The organism is Pseudarthrobacter sp. HLT1-7 (genome assembly GCF_059383435.1).
Window position 1 is genome coordinate 1 of sequence record NZ_JBWZCH010000022.1, and the last position, 16,650, is coordinate 16,650.

The window sequence follows — 16,650 nt, forward strand, 5'->3', positions numbered from 1 at the left end:
TCGCCCAGGAACTCAACGCCCGACCACGCAAAACACTCGACTGGGACACCCCGGCCGAGCGTCTTCGTGCTTTACTGGAAGCCAGCTGACCTCGGGTGTTGCATCGACCCCTGGAATTCGCCGGGACTGGGCACAATGACACTATGTCCACCCGCCGGCCCCGGCGCGGGGCATGTCCCCTTCAGGCCTGTGTCCTGTCCGGCGGGACATGCCCATTCTTCGCGCCCGGAACTGGGCACAATGACACTATGTCCACCCGCCGGCCCCGGCGCGGGGCATGTCCCCTTGGGCGGGTGTCCTGTCCAGCGGGACATGCCCATTCTTCGCGCCCGGAACTGGGCACAATGACACTATGTCCACCCGCCGGCCCCGGCGCGGGGCATGTCCCTGAGCCGCGCCCTCGCGCCCCGGCCCTCGCGCCCCGGCCCTCGCGACCCGTGCCCTCGCCCTGGCCCCCGGGGACCTGAGCCCGGCCCCGGCCCAGGACTCCCGGACGAACTATTGACAAAGCGCGCTAGCCGCGGACCGCCGCCAACGCGTCCTGGACGGCGCCGACGGCAACCGCTACATCGGCGTCGTCCGTACTCCAGTTACTGACCGAGATCCGCAGGATGTCCCGGTCCTGCCAGCGCGAGCCCGACATCCATACCCGGCCGTTGCTGATGATCCGGGCGGTCACCGCGCGCGTGACGGCGTCGTCCCCGAAGGCCAGCGACACCTGGGTGTAGTCGACGTCGTTGAGCACCTCGACCCCGTCCAGCGCGGACAGCTGCTCCGCCAGCTGCGCGGCGCGCCGCACCAGTTCGCGGATTTGGACGGCGACACCGTCCCTGCCGAGGGACTTCAGGGCGGCCCAGACAGGCACCCCGCGGGCTCGGCGGGACAGCTCCGGGACCTTCTCGAACGGGTCCGCCGCACCCTCCCCTTCGTGGATCAGGTAGCTCGTGTGCAGGCCCATGGCGGAGCGCAGTGCCTGGGCGTCCCGGACGACGGCGATGCCGCAGTCGTAGGGGACGTTGAGGGTTTTGTGCGCGTCGGTGCCCCAGGAGTCGGCCAGTTGCAGGCCGGCCGTGAGACCGGACAGTTCGGGGACGGCCGCGGCCCAGAGCCCGAAGGCGCCGTCCACGTGCACCCAGGCGCCATGCGATTTCGCGACGGCGATCGCCTCGGCGAAGGGGTCAAAGGCTCCGGAATGCAGGTTTCCGGCCTGCAGACAGACCAGCGCCGGGGCCCGGCCGGACCTGTTCGCGCGGCTGGGGGCGCCGTCCAGCGCACGTTCGAGGGCGCGGTCCAGTTCCTTTGGAATGATGCGGCCCTGCCGGTCCGCGGGGACGGGCGTTGGCCGGCCCAGCCCGAGGTACCGCAGGCCGAGGTCGATCGTGTCGTGCCGTTCCTGCCCCACAAAGCAGTGGATTTCGGTGCTCCGGCGAGGCCGCTGCCGTCCAGATCCCAGCCGGCCTCGGCCATCAGGCGCCACCGCGCCGCGGCGAGGCCGGTGAAGTTGGCCATGGTGGCGCCCGTGGCGAAGCCGACGTCGGACTCCTCCGGAAGCCCCAGCAGCTCCAGGAGCCAGCCGCCGGCGGCCTCCTCGATGGCCGCGCTGGCCGGGGTGGCGTAGCGCAGCCCGGCGTTCTGGTCCCAGGCGCTGACCAGCCAGTCCGCGGCCAGTGCCGCGGGCAGGGTGCCGCCGATGACCCAGCCGAAGAAGCGTCCGGAGGGCATGGCCATCAGCCCCGGTTCGGCCCTGGTGGCCAGATAGTCGATGACGTCCGCGGCCGGCATGCCCTCCGCGGGCAGGGGACCGCCGAAGACGGACGCCAGGTCCCCCGCGGTGACGCGCGGACCCACAGGGCGCGTTCCCTGGCTCTCCAACCATTCGCGGGCATGCCGGGCCGCCGCCGCCAGGGCATCGCTGTAGCGTTTTTCAGGTGCTGACATAGCTGCATGCTACGCCCGTACCCCCGGCTTTCGGGAGGGCACCGCGGGCAGGGGCCGCGGGAGGGCACCGCGGATGACCCAGCCGAAGAAGCGTCCGTCCGGGCACAGGTCAGGCGAAACTGTCCTGCCAGATGTCCGAACCGAGCTTGAGGATCAGGGCGGCCACCACCACGAGGAAGACAATCCGGATGAACTTGCTTCCCTGGTTGACGGCCGTCCGCGCGCCGAGATAACCACCGGCCATGTTCGCCGCGCCGAGTACCAGCCCGAGGCCCCAGAGCACGGCGCCGTGCGGCACAAAGAACAGCAGCGCGCCGGCGTTGGTGGCTACGTTCACGATCTTGGCCTTGGCGCTGGCCTCGAGGAAGGCGTAACCCATCGCCGAGACGAGCGCGATGATGAGGAAGGACCCGGTCCCCGGGCCGATCAGGCCGTCGTAAAAACCGATCACTCCCCCGATCAGGCAGGCAAGGACGTAGTGCCGGTGGCCGTCATGCCGCAGCCTGGTCAGCTCCCCCACGTTCGGGCGGAAAGCCGTGAACAGTGCGACGGCGACCAGCGCGGCCACGATGATCGGCTTGAACACGCTCGCCGGGAGGGTGGCAGCGAGCACCGCCCCGCCGAAGCTGCCGGCCAGGGCGATCACTGCCATGGGCAGGGCTGTGCGCAGGTCCGGCCGGACGCGGCGGTAGTACGTGACGGCGCTGGTTGTGGTGCCGAAAATCGACCCCATCTTGTTGGTGGCCAGTGCCTGCACCGGGCTGATGCCCGGGACCAGCAGCATCACCGGGAGCTGGATCAATCCGCCGCCGCCCACGACGGCGTCGACCCAGCCCGCGGCGAAACCGGCCACCACGATCAGGATGAGGGTGCTGAGCTCGATCGACTCGAGTCCGGAAACCACGCCTGCCGGGACAGCGGGTTAGTTGTTGCGGACGGCGTTGACACAAAAGTCAACAGCCTTGTCCACGGCGATGTTTTCGGCGTTGCCACTGCGGCGGTCCTTGATCTCCACGACGCCGTCCACGAGCCCGCGCCCGACGGCGAGGATGGTGGGGACGCCCACGAGCTCGGCGTCGCCGAACTTCACCCCCGGGGAGACCTTGGGGCGGTCGTCATAGATGACGTCGAGGCCGGCGGCTTCGAGCTCCTGGGACAGCTTTTCGGCGGCTGCGAAGATTTCCTCGCCGCGGCCCACGGCCACCACATGGACATCGGCCGGCGCGACGGCGCGCGGCCAGACGAGGCCCTTGTCGTCGTGGTTGGACTCGGCCAGGGCGGCAACGGCGCGGGTGACGCCCACGCCGTAGGAGCCCATGGTGACCACAACCTGCTTGCCGTTCCGGTCCAGGACCTTGAGTTCGAGGGCTTCAGCGTACTTGCGGCCGAGCTGGAAGATGTGGCCCATCTCGATGCCGCGGGCGGTTTCCAGCGGACCCGAGCCGTCCGGGGCCTCGTCGCCGGCGCGGACCTCGGTGCACTCGATGACGCCGTCCCAGCCGAAGTCGCGTCCGGCCACGAGGCCGAAGACATGCTTGCCGGCCTCGTTGGCGCCGGTAATCCAGGCCGAACCGCTGACGACGCGGGGATCCACGAGGTAGAGCAGCTTGGCGGCACCCTCGGTGCCCAGCAGGGGCGCGTCCGGGGACAGGCCCGGGCCAAGGTAACCCTTGACGATGAGCGGCTGCTTCTTGAGGTCTTCCTCGTTGGCGGCTTCGAGCATGATCTCGCCGGCGATCGGCAGAAACGAACCGATGGTCGCCTCGACGCGCTTGAGGTCGACGGCGCGATCGCCCGGCAGGCCGATGACCACGATCTGGCGCACCCCGGTGGGCAGGGTGACGGCGAGGACGACGTTCTTGAGCGTGTCCGCGGCAGTCCAGGCGCCGCCGTCGGACTCCGCACGGGGAACCATGACGTTGGCGGCGTCGACGAGCGTGTCGATGGTGGGGGTGTCCGGGGTATCCCGGACTTCCGCGGCCGGGGCGTTCGTGAAGTCGATGTCCGCGGGGACCACCGTGGTGACGGCCTCGACGTTGGCCGCGTAGCCGCCGGCGGAGCGCACGAAGGTGTCCTCACCGATCTCTGTGGGGTGCAGGAATTCCTCGCTCCTGGAGCCGCCCATGGCGCCGGCCGTAGCCGCGACCGGAATCACGTCAAGGCCGAGGCGCTCGAAGATCTTCAGGTACGCGCCGCGGTGCGCGGCGTAGCTGGCGTCCAGGCCGGCGTCGTCGACGTCGAAGGAATAGGAGTCCTTCATGATGAATTCACGGCCTCGCAGCAGGCCGGCCCGGGGGCGCGCCTCGTCTCGGTACTTGTTCTGGATCTGGTAGATGCTCAGCGGCAGGTCCTTGTACGAGGAGTACAGATCCTTGACCAGGAGGGTGAACATTTCCTCGTGGGTGGGCGCGAGCAGGTAGTCGTTGCCCTTGCGGTCCTTGAGCCGGAAGATGCCCTCGCCGTATTCGGTCCAGCGGTTGGTGACCTCGTAGGGCTCCTTGGGCAGCAGCGCCGGGAAGTGGACTTCCTGCGCGCCGATGGCGGTCATTTCCTCGCGGATGACCCGCTCCACCTTGCGCAGCACGCTCAGTCCCAGCGGCAGCCAGGTGTAGATGCCCGGCGCGGCCCGGCGGATGTAGCCGGCGCGGACGAGGAGCCGGTGGCTGGCCACCTCGGCGTCGGCAGGATCTTCACGCAGGGTGCGCAGGAACAGCTTGGAGAGTCGAAGGACCACGGGGTATCCATCCATTTCTGGGAGGTGCGGGCGAAACCGGTCACACCGGTCAAAGCGTCTGGGTACTAATCTACCGTCAGCCCGGGCACGGAGGGGCCACGCCATCACCGACGGAAGACCCCTGGCCGTTGCCGGCTGGCCATTCCCGCTATGGCATGGCACGGCGGCCCCAGCACCGCCCTATTGTTGGATCTGCGTTCCGTGGCGTTGCCCTATCTGCTGGAGGGTGTTCCGGAACTGGCAAAGCGGCCGGTGACGCCGGAGCCGCTGCGCGAGGTAACGTCAGGTGAGGACGCCAGCGGGCATTTTGCTTGGTTCGTCAGGGGTCCAGGGAAACGCATGCACCATGGGCGCCCTCCCTCAGATGGAATGCGATGGCAACTGCCTCGTCTTCATCGCTTACCCCTCTGCTAATCCGGACAAGGCGCCTAGAAAAGTACGGTCGCGAAAGTGCCCACCCGGTGGAAGCCGACGCGCTCGTAGCTGGCGCGGGCCCGGGCGTTAAAGTCGTTGACGTAGAGACTCGTCACCGGCGCTAGGGCCTGGGCGAGGACCGCGACGGCGGCCATGTACCCGGCGCTCAGGCCCTGGCCACGGAAGTCCGGGTTCATCCAGACACCCTGGACCTGGGTCACTTCCGGGGTGACCGCGCCGAGTTCAGCCTTGAAGATCACTTCGCCGTCCGTGTTCAGGTGGACCAGCGAATGCCCCTGGCGGATCAATGCCTTCACCCGGCGGCTGTAGTACTCCCGGCCGCCGAGATAGGGCGAATAGCCTACTTCCTCCTCGAACATGGCGGCGCAGGCGGGCAGGATCCGGTCGAAATCCGCTAGCTGGCCGAATCCCAGCAACGGGTTCGGCGGGACTGCGGGCGGTCCGGAGATGGTCATCAACGGCTGGTCGTCCCGGATTTCCTGGGCGTTGAGGCCCAGCCGCTCCAGCTCGGTATAGAGGGGAAGCACCGTCCCTGCCGGGCCGAAGATCGAGGCGTACCGCCGGCCCAGGCGGTGCGCGGCCGCCGCGACGATCCCCGCGAAGTCCGGGTCGAGCTGCACCGGCACCAGATTGGCGCCGGCCCAGCAGGCACCGAGGAGCACCCCGCCGTCGAACACGCCAAGAATACTGGCGCCCCCGGCGGTGGGGGACGCCGATCCGGCGATCTGCAGATGGGAAAGGATAAAGACGTTGGCGACGGCGTCCTGCCGCGCCAGGTCCAGCAGTTGTGCAGTGTCCGGGCCCCCGAGGACCCGGACTACGACGCCGGGAGCGGCGCCGTCCTTACGAGACGCTAACCACGGGGCTACCCTTGACAGCATCTTTGCCATCGGCCTCCCCCATCTCTTCGGCGATACGCATGGCTTCCTCGATCAGTGTCTCAACAATCTGGTCCTCAGGGACAGTCTTGATGACCTCTCCCCGCACGAAGATCTGGCCCTTGCCGTTGCCGGAGGCAACACCGAGGTCGGCTTCGCGGGCTTCGCCGGGGCCGTTGACGACGCAGCCCATGACGGCGACGCGCAGCGGGATCTCCATGCCTTCCAGGCCTGCGGTGACCTGTTCGGCGAGGGTGTACACGTCCACCTGGGCGCGGCCGCAGGACGGGCAGGAAACAATCTCAAGCTTGCGCGGGCGCAGGTTGAGTGACTGTAGGATCTGGTTGCCCACCTTGATTTCCTCGACCGGCGGGGCGGAGAGGGAAACCCGGATGGTGTCGCCGATGCCGCGGGAGAGCAGGGCTCCGAAGGCGGTGGCGGACTTGATGGTCCCCTGGAACGCCGGGCCGGCCTCGGTGACACCGAGGTGCAGCGGCCAGTCGCCCCGTTCGGCCAGCATCTCGTAGGCGGCCACCATGATGACCGGGTCATTGTGCTTGACCGAGATCTTGAAGTCGTGGAAACCGTGCTCCTCAAACAATGAGGCTTCCCAGACGGCGGATTCCACGAGGGCTTCCGGGGTGGCCTTGCCGTACTTCTTCAGGATGCCGGGCTCGAGGGAGCCGGCGTTGATGCCGATGCGGATCGAGGTGCCATGGTCCTTCGCGGCGCGGGCAATATCCTTGACCTGATCGTCGAACTTGCGGATGTTGCCGGGATTCACGCGGACCGCGGCGCAGCCCGCTTCGATCGCGGCGAAGACGTACTTCGGCTGGAAGTGGATGTCCGCGATGACCGGGATCTGGGACTTCCTGGCGATGATCGACAGCACCGCGGCGTCGTCGGCGGACGGGCAGGCGACGCGCACGATGTCACAGCCGGAAGCGGTGAGTTCGGCGATCTGCTGCAGTGTGGCGTTGATGTCCGTGGTGGGCGTGGTGGTCATCGACTGCACGCTGATGGGGGAATCGGAGCCGACGCCGACGGAGCCCACCTTGATCTGGCGGGTCTTCCGACGCGGAGCAAGAACGGGGGGCGGTGCTGACGGCATTCCCAGGCTGACCGAGGTCACATGGACTCCTTGTGTGGAAGTAACGGCATCGAAGTAACGGCTCGAAGGATCGAAGGTCTGTGGCGGGACGGGCTAGGCGGCGTGATCGGCCAGGAGGCCGGTCACGGGTGCCCAGGCGGTGGTGCGGGTGCCGGAGATGGCGCCGGCGGCCGCGAACGGGTCCTGCATGAGGAGCTCGTTCAGGGCCGTCTCATCGGCAGCCTTGAAGATGAGCAGGGCTCCGGCGCCGTCACCGTAGGGCCCGCTCGCCAGCAGCTTGCCGTCCCGGGCAAGTTCCGCGGTCCATTCGCGGTGCGCGGGACGGCTGGTGGCGCGGGCTTCGGAGGATTCGGCGTCATATACGTACTCAACAGCAAAAACAGTCATGTGAATACACTATCTCCCCGCTCGCCTGAGTACCCATCCGGGCGGGTTGCTTTCCGGGCGGTGACGGCTGTCCCGAGTCGGCAGGATGCTGCGTCAGCCGAGGAAAAATACCTTGGCCAGGGCGGCGATGCCGGCCGCCCACAGCATGGACGTGAGGGTACCGATGATGAAACGTTCCGCGGCCACCGGGGTCTCCTTCAGCTCGGCGAAGCGTCCGAGTCCCTTGATGGCGACGACGTAGGCGATGGCGACGGGCTGGCCGGTGAGGATCGCGGTGCAGACCGCCAGCCGCTCGAGGACGCCGATGATCGCGCCGCCGCGCAGGATGCGGGCGCTGCTGACCGCTGCGGCGGCTGCTGCGGGTCCGGACGCCGCGGTTCCTGGCGCTGCGTCCTGCGCCGGCCCCGTTTCCGGCCCGGCGCTTGGATCGACTGTGACGTCCGCGGCGGGGTCTCCCGCGGGGTCTCCCGCGCCGACGGCGGCAGCGCCGGCGTCGGCCCGGTCATCGATGGTGCGGGCGAGCCTGAAGACGAGGGCCGTCACGGGCCAGCCGGCAAAACCGGCCAGGAGCAGGGCCAGAGTGATCCAGAGGGCGTTCACCGATCTCCTTCTGTGCTGTTTTCCCGGGCGCTGCTGTCCTTGGTGCTGCTGACCTTGGTGCTGGTGTCCTTGGTGCTGGTTTCCTCGGGCGCGGTGGTGTCCGCGCCGGCAATCAGTCCGTGGGCAAGGGTCAGCAGCGTTTCGGCGGCCGGTCTCGCCGCCCATTCTTCCTGCCAGCCGGAGCGCAGCAGTGCACGGCTCACCGATTGTTCCGTGATTCCGAGATTTTTGGCCGCAATTTTCTGCGTGCCGTGCGTGCCAGACTGGCCGTGCGTGCCAGACGTGCCGTGCGTGCCGGACTGGCCGGACTGGACCGAGCGCAGCACATCCACTACTTTCCACTGGGCCGCGGTCCGGTCCTGGACCAGGCGGCCGATCAGCCGCAGCACCGCCTCTGCGTTCGCGCAGGCCCGGGCTCCGGCCGAGCCGTCCGCCGACGGGGCAGCTTCTCCCCTGCGCAGGCCGCCGGAGACCACGGCGAGAGGCACATGGGCGGCGGCGGACTTGGCCTTGTCCACGGCCAGCCGGGCCGCCACGAAAGCAGGTCCGGATCCTTCACGCGGGCTGGCGGGCAAGGGCAGGTCCACCCTTCCGACGCCGATCCCCACGTACCAGCGGCCGCTCCGCAGGGCATGCAGGGCGATCTCCACGACTTCACCGGGGCGTTCCACAACACCCTGGACCTCGTCGCCGACGGAGCGTTCGAAGCGCCCCGCGGTGGACAGCGCCGCCAGTTCCGCGAGCAGGCCAGGGACACGGTCGACGTCGGTAGTACTGCCGCGCTGGTCGATGGTCATGACGTACATAGCCCCAGCTTAGAAGGCTGATCTTCAATAATCAATCATTTTCAACTGATTATTCAAAATAAGCCGAAATAAGCTTAGAGGAGTAAATCAACGAATTCCGGTTCCAACGACTGGTGGCCTCAGCCGAAGAGGTTGACCGGCTTGACGATGTCCGCGTAGATCAGCAGCGCCCCCATGCCCATCAGCAGCACCGCCACCACATAGGTCACCGGCAGCAGCTTGGCGATGTCGAACGCGCCGGGGTCCGGGCGGCCGAAGAGCTTGGCGATCCTGCGGCGGGCCCCCTCGTAGAGCGCGCCGGCAACGTGGCCGCCGTCGAGCGGCAACAGCGGAATCAGGTTGAACACGGCCAGCGCGAAGTTGAGGCCGGCCAACAGTCCCACCAACGCGGCCAAGCGGGACTGCAGCGGAACCTGTTCCATGGCGGCGACCTCGCCGGCCACGCGCCCCACCCCGACGACGCTGATGGGGCCGTTGGGGTCGCGGGGTTCATCGCTGAAGGCGGCCTGCGCCACGCCGGCCACACGGGCCGGAAGGTTAAACACGACGCCGGCGATCTGCCGGATGTTCTCGCCCGCCATCGGAAGCACGGTCGACGCCGGCTGCGGTACCAGCGTTGTCTGCGCGCCGATGCCGAGGAAGCCGACATCCTGGTACTGGAGCTTGCCGTCGGCGTCCTTGGCCTGCCGGCCGTCGTCGCCGACCACCGGGCGGGCGGAGAGCACCGGCGTGACGGTAGTGGTGACGGCGGCGCCGTCGCGCTCCACCGTGATGCTGACCGGCCTGCCCGCCGAAGCGCGGATCCAGCCGGTAAGTTCGTCCCAGCTGGTGACGGCCTTGCCGTCGAAGGACGTGATGGTGTCGTTGGGCTTGAGTCCCGCCGCGGCGGCCGGCGTGAGCTTGCAGTCGGCGGAGTTCGGGTCCAAGGTCTCGCCGGCCTTGACCTGGCATTTGGAGACGTCGGCGACGGCGGTGGTCTGGGTGGCGATGCCGAATCCCATCAGCAGCACGGCCGTCAGCGCAAGTCCGATCAGCATGTTCATGGCCGGGCCACCGAGCATGATGATGATTTTCTTCCAGACCGGGAGCCGGTAGAAGACGCGGTTCCCGTCGTCCGGGCCGATTTCCTCATGGGCCAGCGAGCGGGCGTCCGAGGCGAGGCTCTGGAACATGCCGGTGCTGGAGGGGCGGACGGTGCCGTCCTCCTTGTTCGGCGGGTACATGCCGATCATGGAGACGAAGCCACCCAACGGGATGGCCTTGAAGCCGTACTCGGTCTCGCCCTTCTTCCGGGACCAGAGCGTAGGGCCGAAGCCGATCATGTACTTGGTGACGCGGACCTTGAAAAGCTTGGCCGGCAGCAGGTGCCCCACCTCGTGCAGGGCAATGGATACGGCGATGCCGATCGCCACAAAGACGACACCGAGGATAAAGAGGAGTACTGGGCTCATGCTGTGTTCTGCTGCTTCCTAGACGCTTCTGACGGCTAAACGTTCGTGGGTGCGGGCGCGTGCCCATCCTTCAGCATCCAGCACGGACTCCACGGTCAGCCCGGAGGATCCTGTGTGTTCGCTGAGTACGGCTTCGATGGTATCGACAATGCCGGTGAAACGGATCCGGCCGGCGTGGAAGGCCATAACAGCTTCCTCGTTCGCTGCGTTGAACACGGCGGGGAAGGTGCTCCCCTGCTTTGCGGCGTCTTTGGCCAGCCCGACGGCGGGAAAGGCCGCGGTGTCGAGCGGCTCGAAGGTCCAGCTGGTGGCCTTGGTCCAGTCGCAGGCCTGCGCGGCCCTGGGTACCCGGTCCGGCCAGCCGAGTCCCAGGGCGATGGGCAGGCGCATGTCCGGCGGGGAGGCCTGGGCCATCGTGGAGCCGTCGACGAACTGGACCATCGAGTGCACCACGGACTGCGGGTGGACCACGACGTCGATCTGCTCCAGCGGGATGTCGAAGAGCACGTGCGCCTCGATCACCTCCAGGCCCTTGTTGACGAGGCTGGCGGAGTTGGTGGTGACCATCAGGCCCATGTCCCAGGTGGGGTGGGCCAGTGCCTCCTGCGGGGTGACGCCGCGGAGTTCGTCCCGGGTCTTGCCTCGGAACGGGCCGCCGGAAGCTGTGAGGATCAGCCGGTCCACCTCGGCGGCGTTGCCGGAGCGCAGGCACTGGGCGATCGCGGAGTGTTCGGAGTCCACCGGGACAATCTGGCCTTCGCGGGCCGCGGCTTTCACCAGCGCGCCGCCCACAATCAGGGACTCCTTGTTGGCCAGGGCCAGGGTGGCGCCGGATTTGAGCGCGGCCAGGGTGGGAGCCAGGCCGATGGAACCGGTGATGCCGTTGAGCACCACGTCGGCGTCGATTTCCGCGATCCGGGTGGAGGCATCCGGTCCGGTGATGATCTCGGGGCGGTAGTTTGCGGCGCCGGCCGCACGGGCGGCGTCGTCGATCAGCTCCTGCAGCGCTTTCGCGTCGCCGGACGCGGCGCCGACCGCCCGGGCGCGAGTGTGGACGGCCTGCCGGGCCAGGAGTTCCAGATTGCCGCCGCCGGCGCTGAGCGCGACGACCTCAAAAAGGTGCGGGGCGCCGTCGACGACGTCAATCGCCTGCGTGCCGATGGAACCGGTGGACCCGAGGAGGACGATCTTGCGCGGCTGCATGATTCAAGTATCCCGCACGGCGTTCTGTGCTCGGCGTGCCCGCGGGACGGGACTGGTCGGCAGACTGCGGGCGCGTGTTGTAGCCTTGGCCGAACGCGGACAAATGAAGACTGGGGGCGGCCTTGGCCGAGAAACGAACGGCGTGGTCGAATGCTGAAGTGGCGGCCACCGTGATGTTTACCATCTCGTTCGGGTGTTCAACTTCGGACATGTGCCGGGCTGGTTCCCGCTGAGTGGCAGCCTGGATGCGAGCTGCGTCCTGGAACCGAACGATTTCATGGCACTCCCCCGGCCCGCGTAGTTCAGAGCTCCGCGATCGTGGCCCAGTGCCGAAATCGGGTCTGCCCTGAATCCAACTTATTACCCGGCCAGCCGCGTCCAGGCCGCACCGGCCTGGGCACTGGTTTGGTGCCCAGGAGCACCCATTCGCCACAGATGGCCGCTACGGGACCCGCCAACCCGGCCATTCGTGGCGAATCGACGAACATTCAGACCCGCGCAATCGCCCCATCCGCCCACCGGAGCTCCAATTCGACGCAAATGGCCGCTACGGGACCCGCCAACCCGGCCATACGTGGCGAACCGTGGCGAATTCAGCCCGGACTCCGGCATAGCCACAGCAAAACGCCGCGCGGTAGGCGCTTGCCTGCCCACGGAGCACCCATTCGCCACAATTGGCCGCCACGGGACCCTCCAACCCGGCCATTCGTGGCGAATCGTGGCGAATTCAGCCCGGACTCCGGCATAGCCACAGCAAAACGCCGCGCGACCGCCCCATCTGCCCACCGGAGCACCCATTCGGCGCAAATGGCCGCTACAGGACCCGTCAACCCGGTCATTCGTGGCGAATCGACGAGATCCACGCCGTCGGAGCCTTCACTTCGAGACCCCAGGACGCCCCCGAGGCACGGGTTGCCCGCCGCGGGCGGCAGCAGGGCGGCCCCCGCCTGGAACTAGAGCCCGGCCCGGCGGAGGGTGGCGTCGGCGTGCTTGAGGATGGGGCCGTCGATCATCCTGCCTTTGTACTGGAACACTCCGCTGCCTGCCGCGGAGGCAGCCTCGAGCAGTTCTGTGGCCGCCGCAACATCAGCCTCGGACGGCGCGTAGGCTTCGCGGACCACGGGCACCTGGTTCGGGTGGATGCAGGCCTTGGAGCCGAAGCCCGAGGCGACGGCGTCGCGGGATTCCGAGGCCAGGCCCGCAAGGTCCGGGATGTTGACGTAGACGGAATCGATGGCGTCCTTGCCGAAGGCGCCGGCCGCCAGGAGCACGGCGGAGCGGGCGTGCAGCGCGACAGCACGGTAGGCGCCGTCGTCGAACCGGCTGGAGGTGCCGCCGAGGGAGGCGAGCAGATCCTCGGCGCCCCACATCAGGCCCACCACATTGGGCTCGGCCGCAATGGCGGCGGCGTTGACAACCCCCAGCGCGGTCTCACACAGCGCAATCACGCTGTAGCCCTCAAGTTCCTTGAGCTGGGCGGCGCTTTCGGCCTTGGCGAGCATGATGTGGCGGTACGGGGTGTGCTTGAGGCAGTGCATGTCCTTCTCGAATGCCTCGGTGCCGGCCGGATTGACCCGGATGATGGTGCGGCTCGGATCCAGTTCCGGGACGTCACCTTCAGCGCCGAGCTGGGCGAGGATGGCGCCGCGGGCACGCTGTTTGTCGGCCGGGGCGACGGCGTCCTCGAGGTCCACGATCACACCATCGGAACGCTCGGACGCCTTCTGGTAGCGCTCGGGGCGGTCGGCCGGGCAGAACAGCAGGGCAGGGCCCATCAGGAAGCTCATGTGTCTAATCTCCTTGTTGCGCCTTTTGCGCGCGTTCATTCCGGGCTTCGCTGACGGCGGCGCTATACGCCTCACGGGTCCACATCAGGCAGCTGCGGGTGGCGAGGGCCACCACGTCGCCGTGCTGGTTCCGGCCGGTGTGCTTCATGGTTACGATACCTCGGCCGGGCCGGGAGGAGGACAGCCGCTTCCCGGTCACCACGGTCTCCGTGTACAGCGTGTCGCCGTGGTACATCGGGTGCGGGAAGGACACATCCGTCATGCCCAGCTGGGCAATGATGGTGCCCTGGGTCAGCTGCGGGACGGACTGCCCCACCACGGTGGCCAGGGTGAACATCGAGTTCATCAGCCGCTGGCCGAAGGGCTGGTCAGCGCTCCAGGCGGCATCGAGGTGCAGCGCCTGGGTGTTCATGGTCATGGTGGTGAACAGGACGTTGTCCGTCTCCGTGACGGTCCGGCCGGGACGGTGCGCGTAGACCACATCCTCCTCAAGCTCGTCGAAGTAGAGGCCCCGCTGTTCAATAACTCGGGGTTCAATCACGCGTTGGGGGTCCGTCGTCATACCGTCAGTTCCTGGTCTTCCTCGAAAAGTTCGGCCCCGGTGGCCGCGGCCACGTCGTCGACCGACACGTTGGGGGCCAGTTCACGCAGTACCAGCCGGGATCTGCCGCCCTCGGTCACGACGTCGATCACGGCGAGGTCGGTGATGATCCGGTCCACGCAGGCTTTGCCCGTCAGCGGGAGCGTGCACTGTTCCACGATCTTGGGCCCGCCGTTCCGGTCCACGTGCTCCATCATCACGATCACCTTCTTGGCGCCGAAGACGAGGTCCATGGCGCCGCCCATCCCCTTGACCATCTTGCCCGGGATCATCCAGTTGGCCAGGTCCCCGTTCTGCGCCACCTCCATGGCGCCGAGGACGGCCACATCCACGTGCCCGCCCCGGATCATGCCGAACGAGGCTGCGGAGTCGAAGAACGCGGCGCCCTTGTTGACCGTGACAGTTTCCTTGCCCGCGTTGATCAAGTCCGGATCGACCTCCTCCTCACGCGGGTACGGTCCGACGCCGAGGATGCCGTTCTCGGAATGCAGCACCACCTCGATGCCGGCGGGAATGTAATTGGGGATCAGCGTGGGCATCCCAATGCCGAGGTTCACGTACTGGCCGTTGTGCAGCTCCTGCGCCACCCGGGCGGCCAGTTCGTTGCGCGTCCAGCCCTTGATTTCGCTACCGGCGGGATGTTCGACGGCGGATCGCCGGTATTCGTGGCGGACGGCTTCCGGACGGGGAGGGGCGCCCTGCGCATTGTTCGTTTCCACGGTTACGCTCCTGCCTGGTCGGTGCTGCGGGACGTGGTCCCGGACGTGGTCCCGGACGGCGACGCGGTGACCGTCCGTTTTTCGATGCGCTTCCCGGCCCCGGGCGCGAGCACAACCCGTTGGACGAAGATGCCCGGCACGTGGACGTGCTCCGGGTCCAGCTCCCCCGGTTCCACGAGTTCCTCAACTTCGGCGATGGTGATCTTCCCTGCCATGGCGCACAGCGGATTAAAGTTCATCGCGGTGGCGTGGAAGACGAGGTTGCCGTGCCGGTCGCCTTTCCAGGCGTGCACGAGGCCGAAATCGGGCGTCAGCGATTCTTCCAGAACGTAGTCGGCGCCGTTGAAACTCCGGACCTCCTTCGGGGCGGAGGCGATCGCCACGTTGCCGTCGGCGTCGTACTTCTGCGGCAGACCGCCGTCGGACACCTGGGTGCCGACGCCGGCCGGGGTGTAGAAGGCGGGGATGCCCGCGCCGCCGGCCCGCAGCTTCTCGGCCAGCGTGCCCTGCGGGGTGAGGATCACCTCGAGTTCGCCGGAGAGGTACTGCCGGGCGAACTCCTTGTTCTCCCCCACGTAGGAGCTGATGGTGCGGCGGATCCGGCCCTCCCGCAGCAGGATCCCCAGCCCCCAGTCGTCCACTCCGCAGTTGTTGCTGACGGTCTCCAGGTTCGTGGCGCCGTGCCCGTGGAGGGCATCGATCAGGGCCACCGGAATCCCGCAGAGCCCGAACCCGCCGACGGCGAGCGAGGCGCCGTCGTGGATGTCCGCCACTGCCTCAGCAGCGCTGGCAACAACTTTGTTGATCATCAGTAATCCTTCCGGCCGGTCAGAGCCCCAGTTCGCGGGCGATCAGCATCAGCTGGACCTCCGTGGTGCCTTCGCCGACTTCAAGGATCTTGGAGTCGCGGTAGTGACGCGCCACGGTGAATTCGTTGATGAAGCCATAGCCGCCGAACACCTGGGTGGCGTCCCGCGCGTTGTCCATGGCTGCCTCGCCTGCGACCATCTTAGCGATGGCCGCCTGCGTCTTGAACGGCTTGCCGGCGAGCATCCGGGCGGCGGCGTCGTAGTAGGCCAGGCGGGCGGTGTGCGCGCGGGCTTCCATCCGGGCGATCTTGAAGGCGATGGCCTGGTACTTGCCGATGTTCTGCCCGAATGCGCTGCGCTCCTTGGCGTATTTCACCGACTGGTCCACGCAGCCCTGCGCCGCACCGACGGCCAGGGCCGCGATCGCGATCCGGCCCTCATCCAGAATAGAGAGGAAGTTGGCGTAGCCGCGGCCCTGCGCGCCGAGCAGGTTGGCCTCCGGGACGTGGACGTTGTTGAGGGTCAGCGGGTGCGTGTCCGAGGCATTCCAACCGACCTTGTTGTAGGCCTTTTCCGCTGTGAAGCCCGGGGTGTTGGTGGGCACCAGGATGGTGGAGATTTCCTTCTTGATGCTGCCGTCCGGGCGCTCCTCCTGGCCGGTCACCGCGGTGACGGTGACGAGCCTGGTGATGTCGGTGCCGGAGTTGGTGATGAACTCCTTGTTGCCGTTGATGACCCACTCCCCGCCACCGAGCTTGGCGGTGGTCTTGGTGCCCCCGGCGTCCGAGCCGGCTTCGGGCTCGGTCAGGCCGAAGCCTGCGAGCGCCTTCCCGGAGGCCAGCAGCGGCAGCCACTCCTCCTTCTGGGCGGCGTTGCCGAAGCGGTGGATCGGCATCGCGCCGAGGGAAACGCCGGCCTCCAGGGTGATGGCGACGGACTGGTCCACCCGTCCGAGCTGTTCCAGGGCCAGGGCCAGGGCGAAGTAGTCGCCGCCCATGCCGCCGAATTCTTCCGGGAACGGCAGGCCGAAAAGGCCCATGTCGGCCATCTGGGAGACCACCTCGTAGGGGAAGCTGTGTTCCTCGTCGTGTTTGGCGGAGACCGGGGCCACCACCTGGTCGGCGAATTCGCGGACGGTGTCGCTGAGGTCCTGGTAATCCTCGCTGAGTTCAAAATCTGGCATGGGGTGAC

Annotated in this window: 14 protein-coding genes and 1 pseudogene; all 15 read right to left on the bottom strand. The window is 67.7% G+C overall.

The annotated features are described in order from the left end of the window. Positions 1–514 precede the first annotated feature (514 nt). Positions 515–1,938, bottom strand: a pseudogene (locus AC50X6_RS16935) (pyridoxal phosphate-dependent decarboxylase family protein). A gap of 109 nt (positions 1,939–2,047) precedes the next feature. Then, on the bottom strand, positions 2,048–2,842 hold the full coding sequence (locus AC50X6_RS16940) for a sulfite exporter TauE/SafE family protein (RefSeq protein WP_494967333.1): 795 nt from the start codon (positions 2,840–2,842) through the stop codon (positions 2,048–2,050). Between the two features lie 18 nt (positions 2,843–2,860). After that, positions 2,861–4,672 (bottom strand): proline--tRNA ligase, encoded by a 1,812-nt coding sequence (locus AC50X6_RS16945; protein ID WP_494967334.1) that lies wholly within the window; start codon positions 4,670–4,672, stop codon positions 2,861–2,863. Between the two features lie 428 nt (positions 4,673–5,100). Further along, on the bottom strand, positions 5,101–5,988 hold the full coding sequence (locus AC50X6_RS16950; protein WP_494967389.1) for a GNAT family N-acetyltransferase: 888 nt from the start codon (positions 5,986–5,988) through the stop codon (positions 5,101–5,103). Next, positions 5,951–7,117, bottom strand: a complete 1,167-nt coding sequence (gene ispG, locus AC50X6_RS16955; RefSeq protein ID WP_326967729.1) for a flavodoxin-dependent (E)-4-hydroxy-3-methylbut-2-enyl-diphosphate synthase — start codon at positions 7,115–7,117, stop codon at positions 5,951–5,953. Before ispG ends, AC50X6_RS16950 begins: the two co-directional genes overlap by 38 nt. Positions 7,118–7,189: 72 nt before the next feature. Then, positions 7,190–7,483, bottom strand: a complete 294-nt coding sequence (locus AC50X6_RS16960; protein WP_494967335.1) for a YciI family protein — start codon at positions 7,481–7,483, stop codon at positions 7,190–7,192. 93 nt (positions 7,484–7,576) lie between these two features. Further along, positions 7,577–8,083, bottom strand: a complete 507-nt coding sequence (locus tag AC50X6_RS16965; RefSeq protein ID WP_494967336.1) for a hypothetical protein — start codon at positions 8,081–8,083, stop codon at positions 7,577–7,579. Further along, entirely contained in the window at positions 8,080–8,889 is an 810-nt protein-coding gene (locus AC50X6_RS16970; protein WP_494967337.1) for a MarR family transcriptional regulator, read from the bottom strand. The genes AC50X6_RS16965 and AC50X6_RS16970 overlap by 4 nt, the downstream gene beginning before the upstream one ends. Positions 8,890–9,008: 119 nt before the next feature. Further along, the gene (locus AC50X6_RS16975) at positions 9,009–10,340 is read right to left on the bottom strand and encodes a M50 family metallopeptidase (protein WP_494967338.1); all 1,332 of its coding nucleotides are present in this window, start codon (positions 10,338–10,340) and stop codon (positions 9,009–9,011) included. A gap of 18 nt (positions 10,341–10,358) precedes the next feature. Continuing rightward, positions 10,359–11,543: a 1-deoxy-D-xylulose-5-phosphate reductoisomerase gene (gene dxr, locus AC50X6_RS16980; protein ID WP_494967339.1), complete on the bottom strand. Its 1,185-nt coding sequence runs from the start codon at positions 11,541–11,543 to the stop codon at positions 10,359–10,361. Positions 11,544–12,496: 953 nt separating this feature from the next. Then, positions 12,497–13,330, bottom strand: a complete 834-nt coding sequence (locus tag AC50X6_RS16985) for an HpcH/HpaI aldolase/citrate lyase family protein (RefSeq protein ID WP_494967340.1) — start codon at positions 13,328–13,330, stop codon at positions 12,497–12,499. 4 nt (positions 13,331–13,334) lie between these two features. Continuing rightward, positions 13,335–13,892 carry a MaoC family dehydratase gene (locus AC50X6_RS16990; RefSeq protein ID WP_494967341.1) on the bottom strand — a complete coding sequence of 186 codons (558 nt, stop codon included), beginning with the start codon at positions 13,890–13,892 and terminating at the stop codon, positions 13,335–13,337. Next, positions 13,889–14,650: a CoA transferase subunit B gene (locus AC50X6_RS16995; RefSeq protein WP_494967342.1), complete on the bottom strand. Its 762-nt coding sequence runs from the start codon at positions 14,648–14,650 to the stop codon at positions 13,889–13,891. Before AC50X6_RS16995 ends, AC50X6_RS16990 begins: the two co-directional genes overlap by 4 nt. Before the next feature lie 2 nt (positions 14,651–14,652). After that, on the bottom strand, positions 14,653–15,459 hold the full coding sequence (locus AC50X6_RS17000; RefSeq protein WP_494967343.1) for a CoA transferase subunit A: 807 nt from the start codon (positions 15,457–15,459) through the stop codon (positions 14,653–14,655). Between the two features lie 19 nt (positions 15,460–15,478). Continuing rightward, on the bottom strand, positions 15,479–16,642 hold the full coding sequence (locus AC50X6_RS17005) for an acyl-CoA dehydrogenase family protein (protein ID WP_494967344.1): 1,164 nt from the start codon (positions 16,640–16,642) through the stop codon (positions 15,479–15,481). Positions 16,643–16,650: the final 8 nt, after the last annotated feature.

What these genes read in the sequence shown, in the direction of transcription:
- AC50X6_RS16985 (WP_494967340.1), bottom strand. Translation starts at nt 13,330, where the DNA reads ATGAGCTTCCTGATGGGCCCTGCCCTGCTGTTCTGCCCGGCCGACCGC.
- AC50X6_RS16960 (WP_494967335.1), bottom strand. Translation starts at nt 7,483, where the DNA reads ATGACTGTTTTTGCTGTTGAGTACGTATATGACGCCGAATCCTCCGAA.
- AC50X6_RS16950 (WP_494967389.1), bottom strand. Translation starts at nt 5,988, where the DNA reads ATGCTGTCAAGGGTAGCCCCGTGGTTAGCGTCTCGTAAGGACGGCGCC.
- AC50X6_RS17005 (WP_494967344.1), bottom strand. Translation starts at nt 16,642, where the DNA reads ATGCCAGATTTTGAACTCAGCGAGGATTACCAGGACCTCAGCGACACC.
- dxr (WP_494967339.1), bottom strand. Translation starts at nt 11,543, where the DNA reads ATGCAGCCGCGCAAGATCGTCCTCCTCGGGTCCACCGGTTCCATCGGC.
- AC50X6_RS16970 (WP_494967337.1), bottom strand. Translation starts at nt 8,889, where the DNA reads ATGTACGTCATGACCATCGACCAGCGCGGCAGTACTACCGACGTCGAC.
- AC50X6_RS16975 (WP_494967338.1), bottom strand. Translation starts at nt 10,340, where the DNA reads ATGAGCCCAGTACTCCTCTTTATCCTCGGTGTCGTCTTTGTGGCGATC.
- AC50X6_RS16990 (WP_494967341.1), bottom strand. Translation starts at nt 13,892, where the DNA reads ATGACGACGGACCCCCAACGCGTGATTGAACCCCGAGTTATTGAACAG.
- AC50X6_RS17000 (WP_494967343.1), bottom strand. Translation starts at nt 15,459, where the DNA reads ATGATCAACAAAGTTGTTGCCAGCGCTGCTGAGGCAGTGGCGGACATC.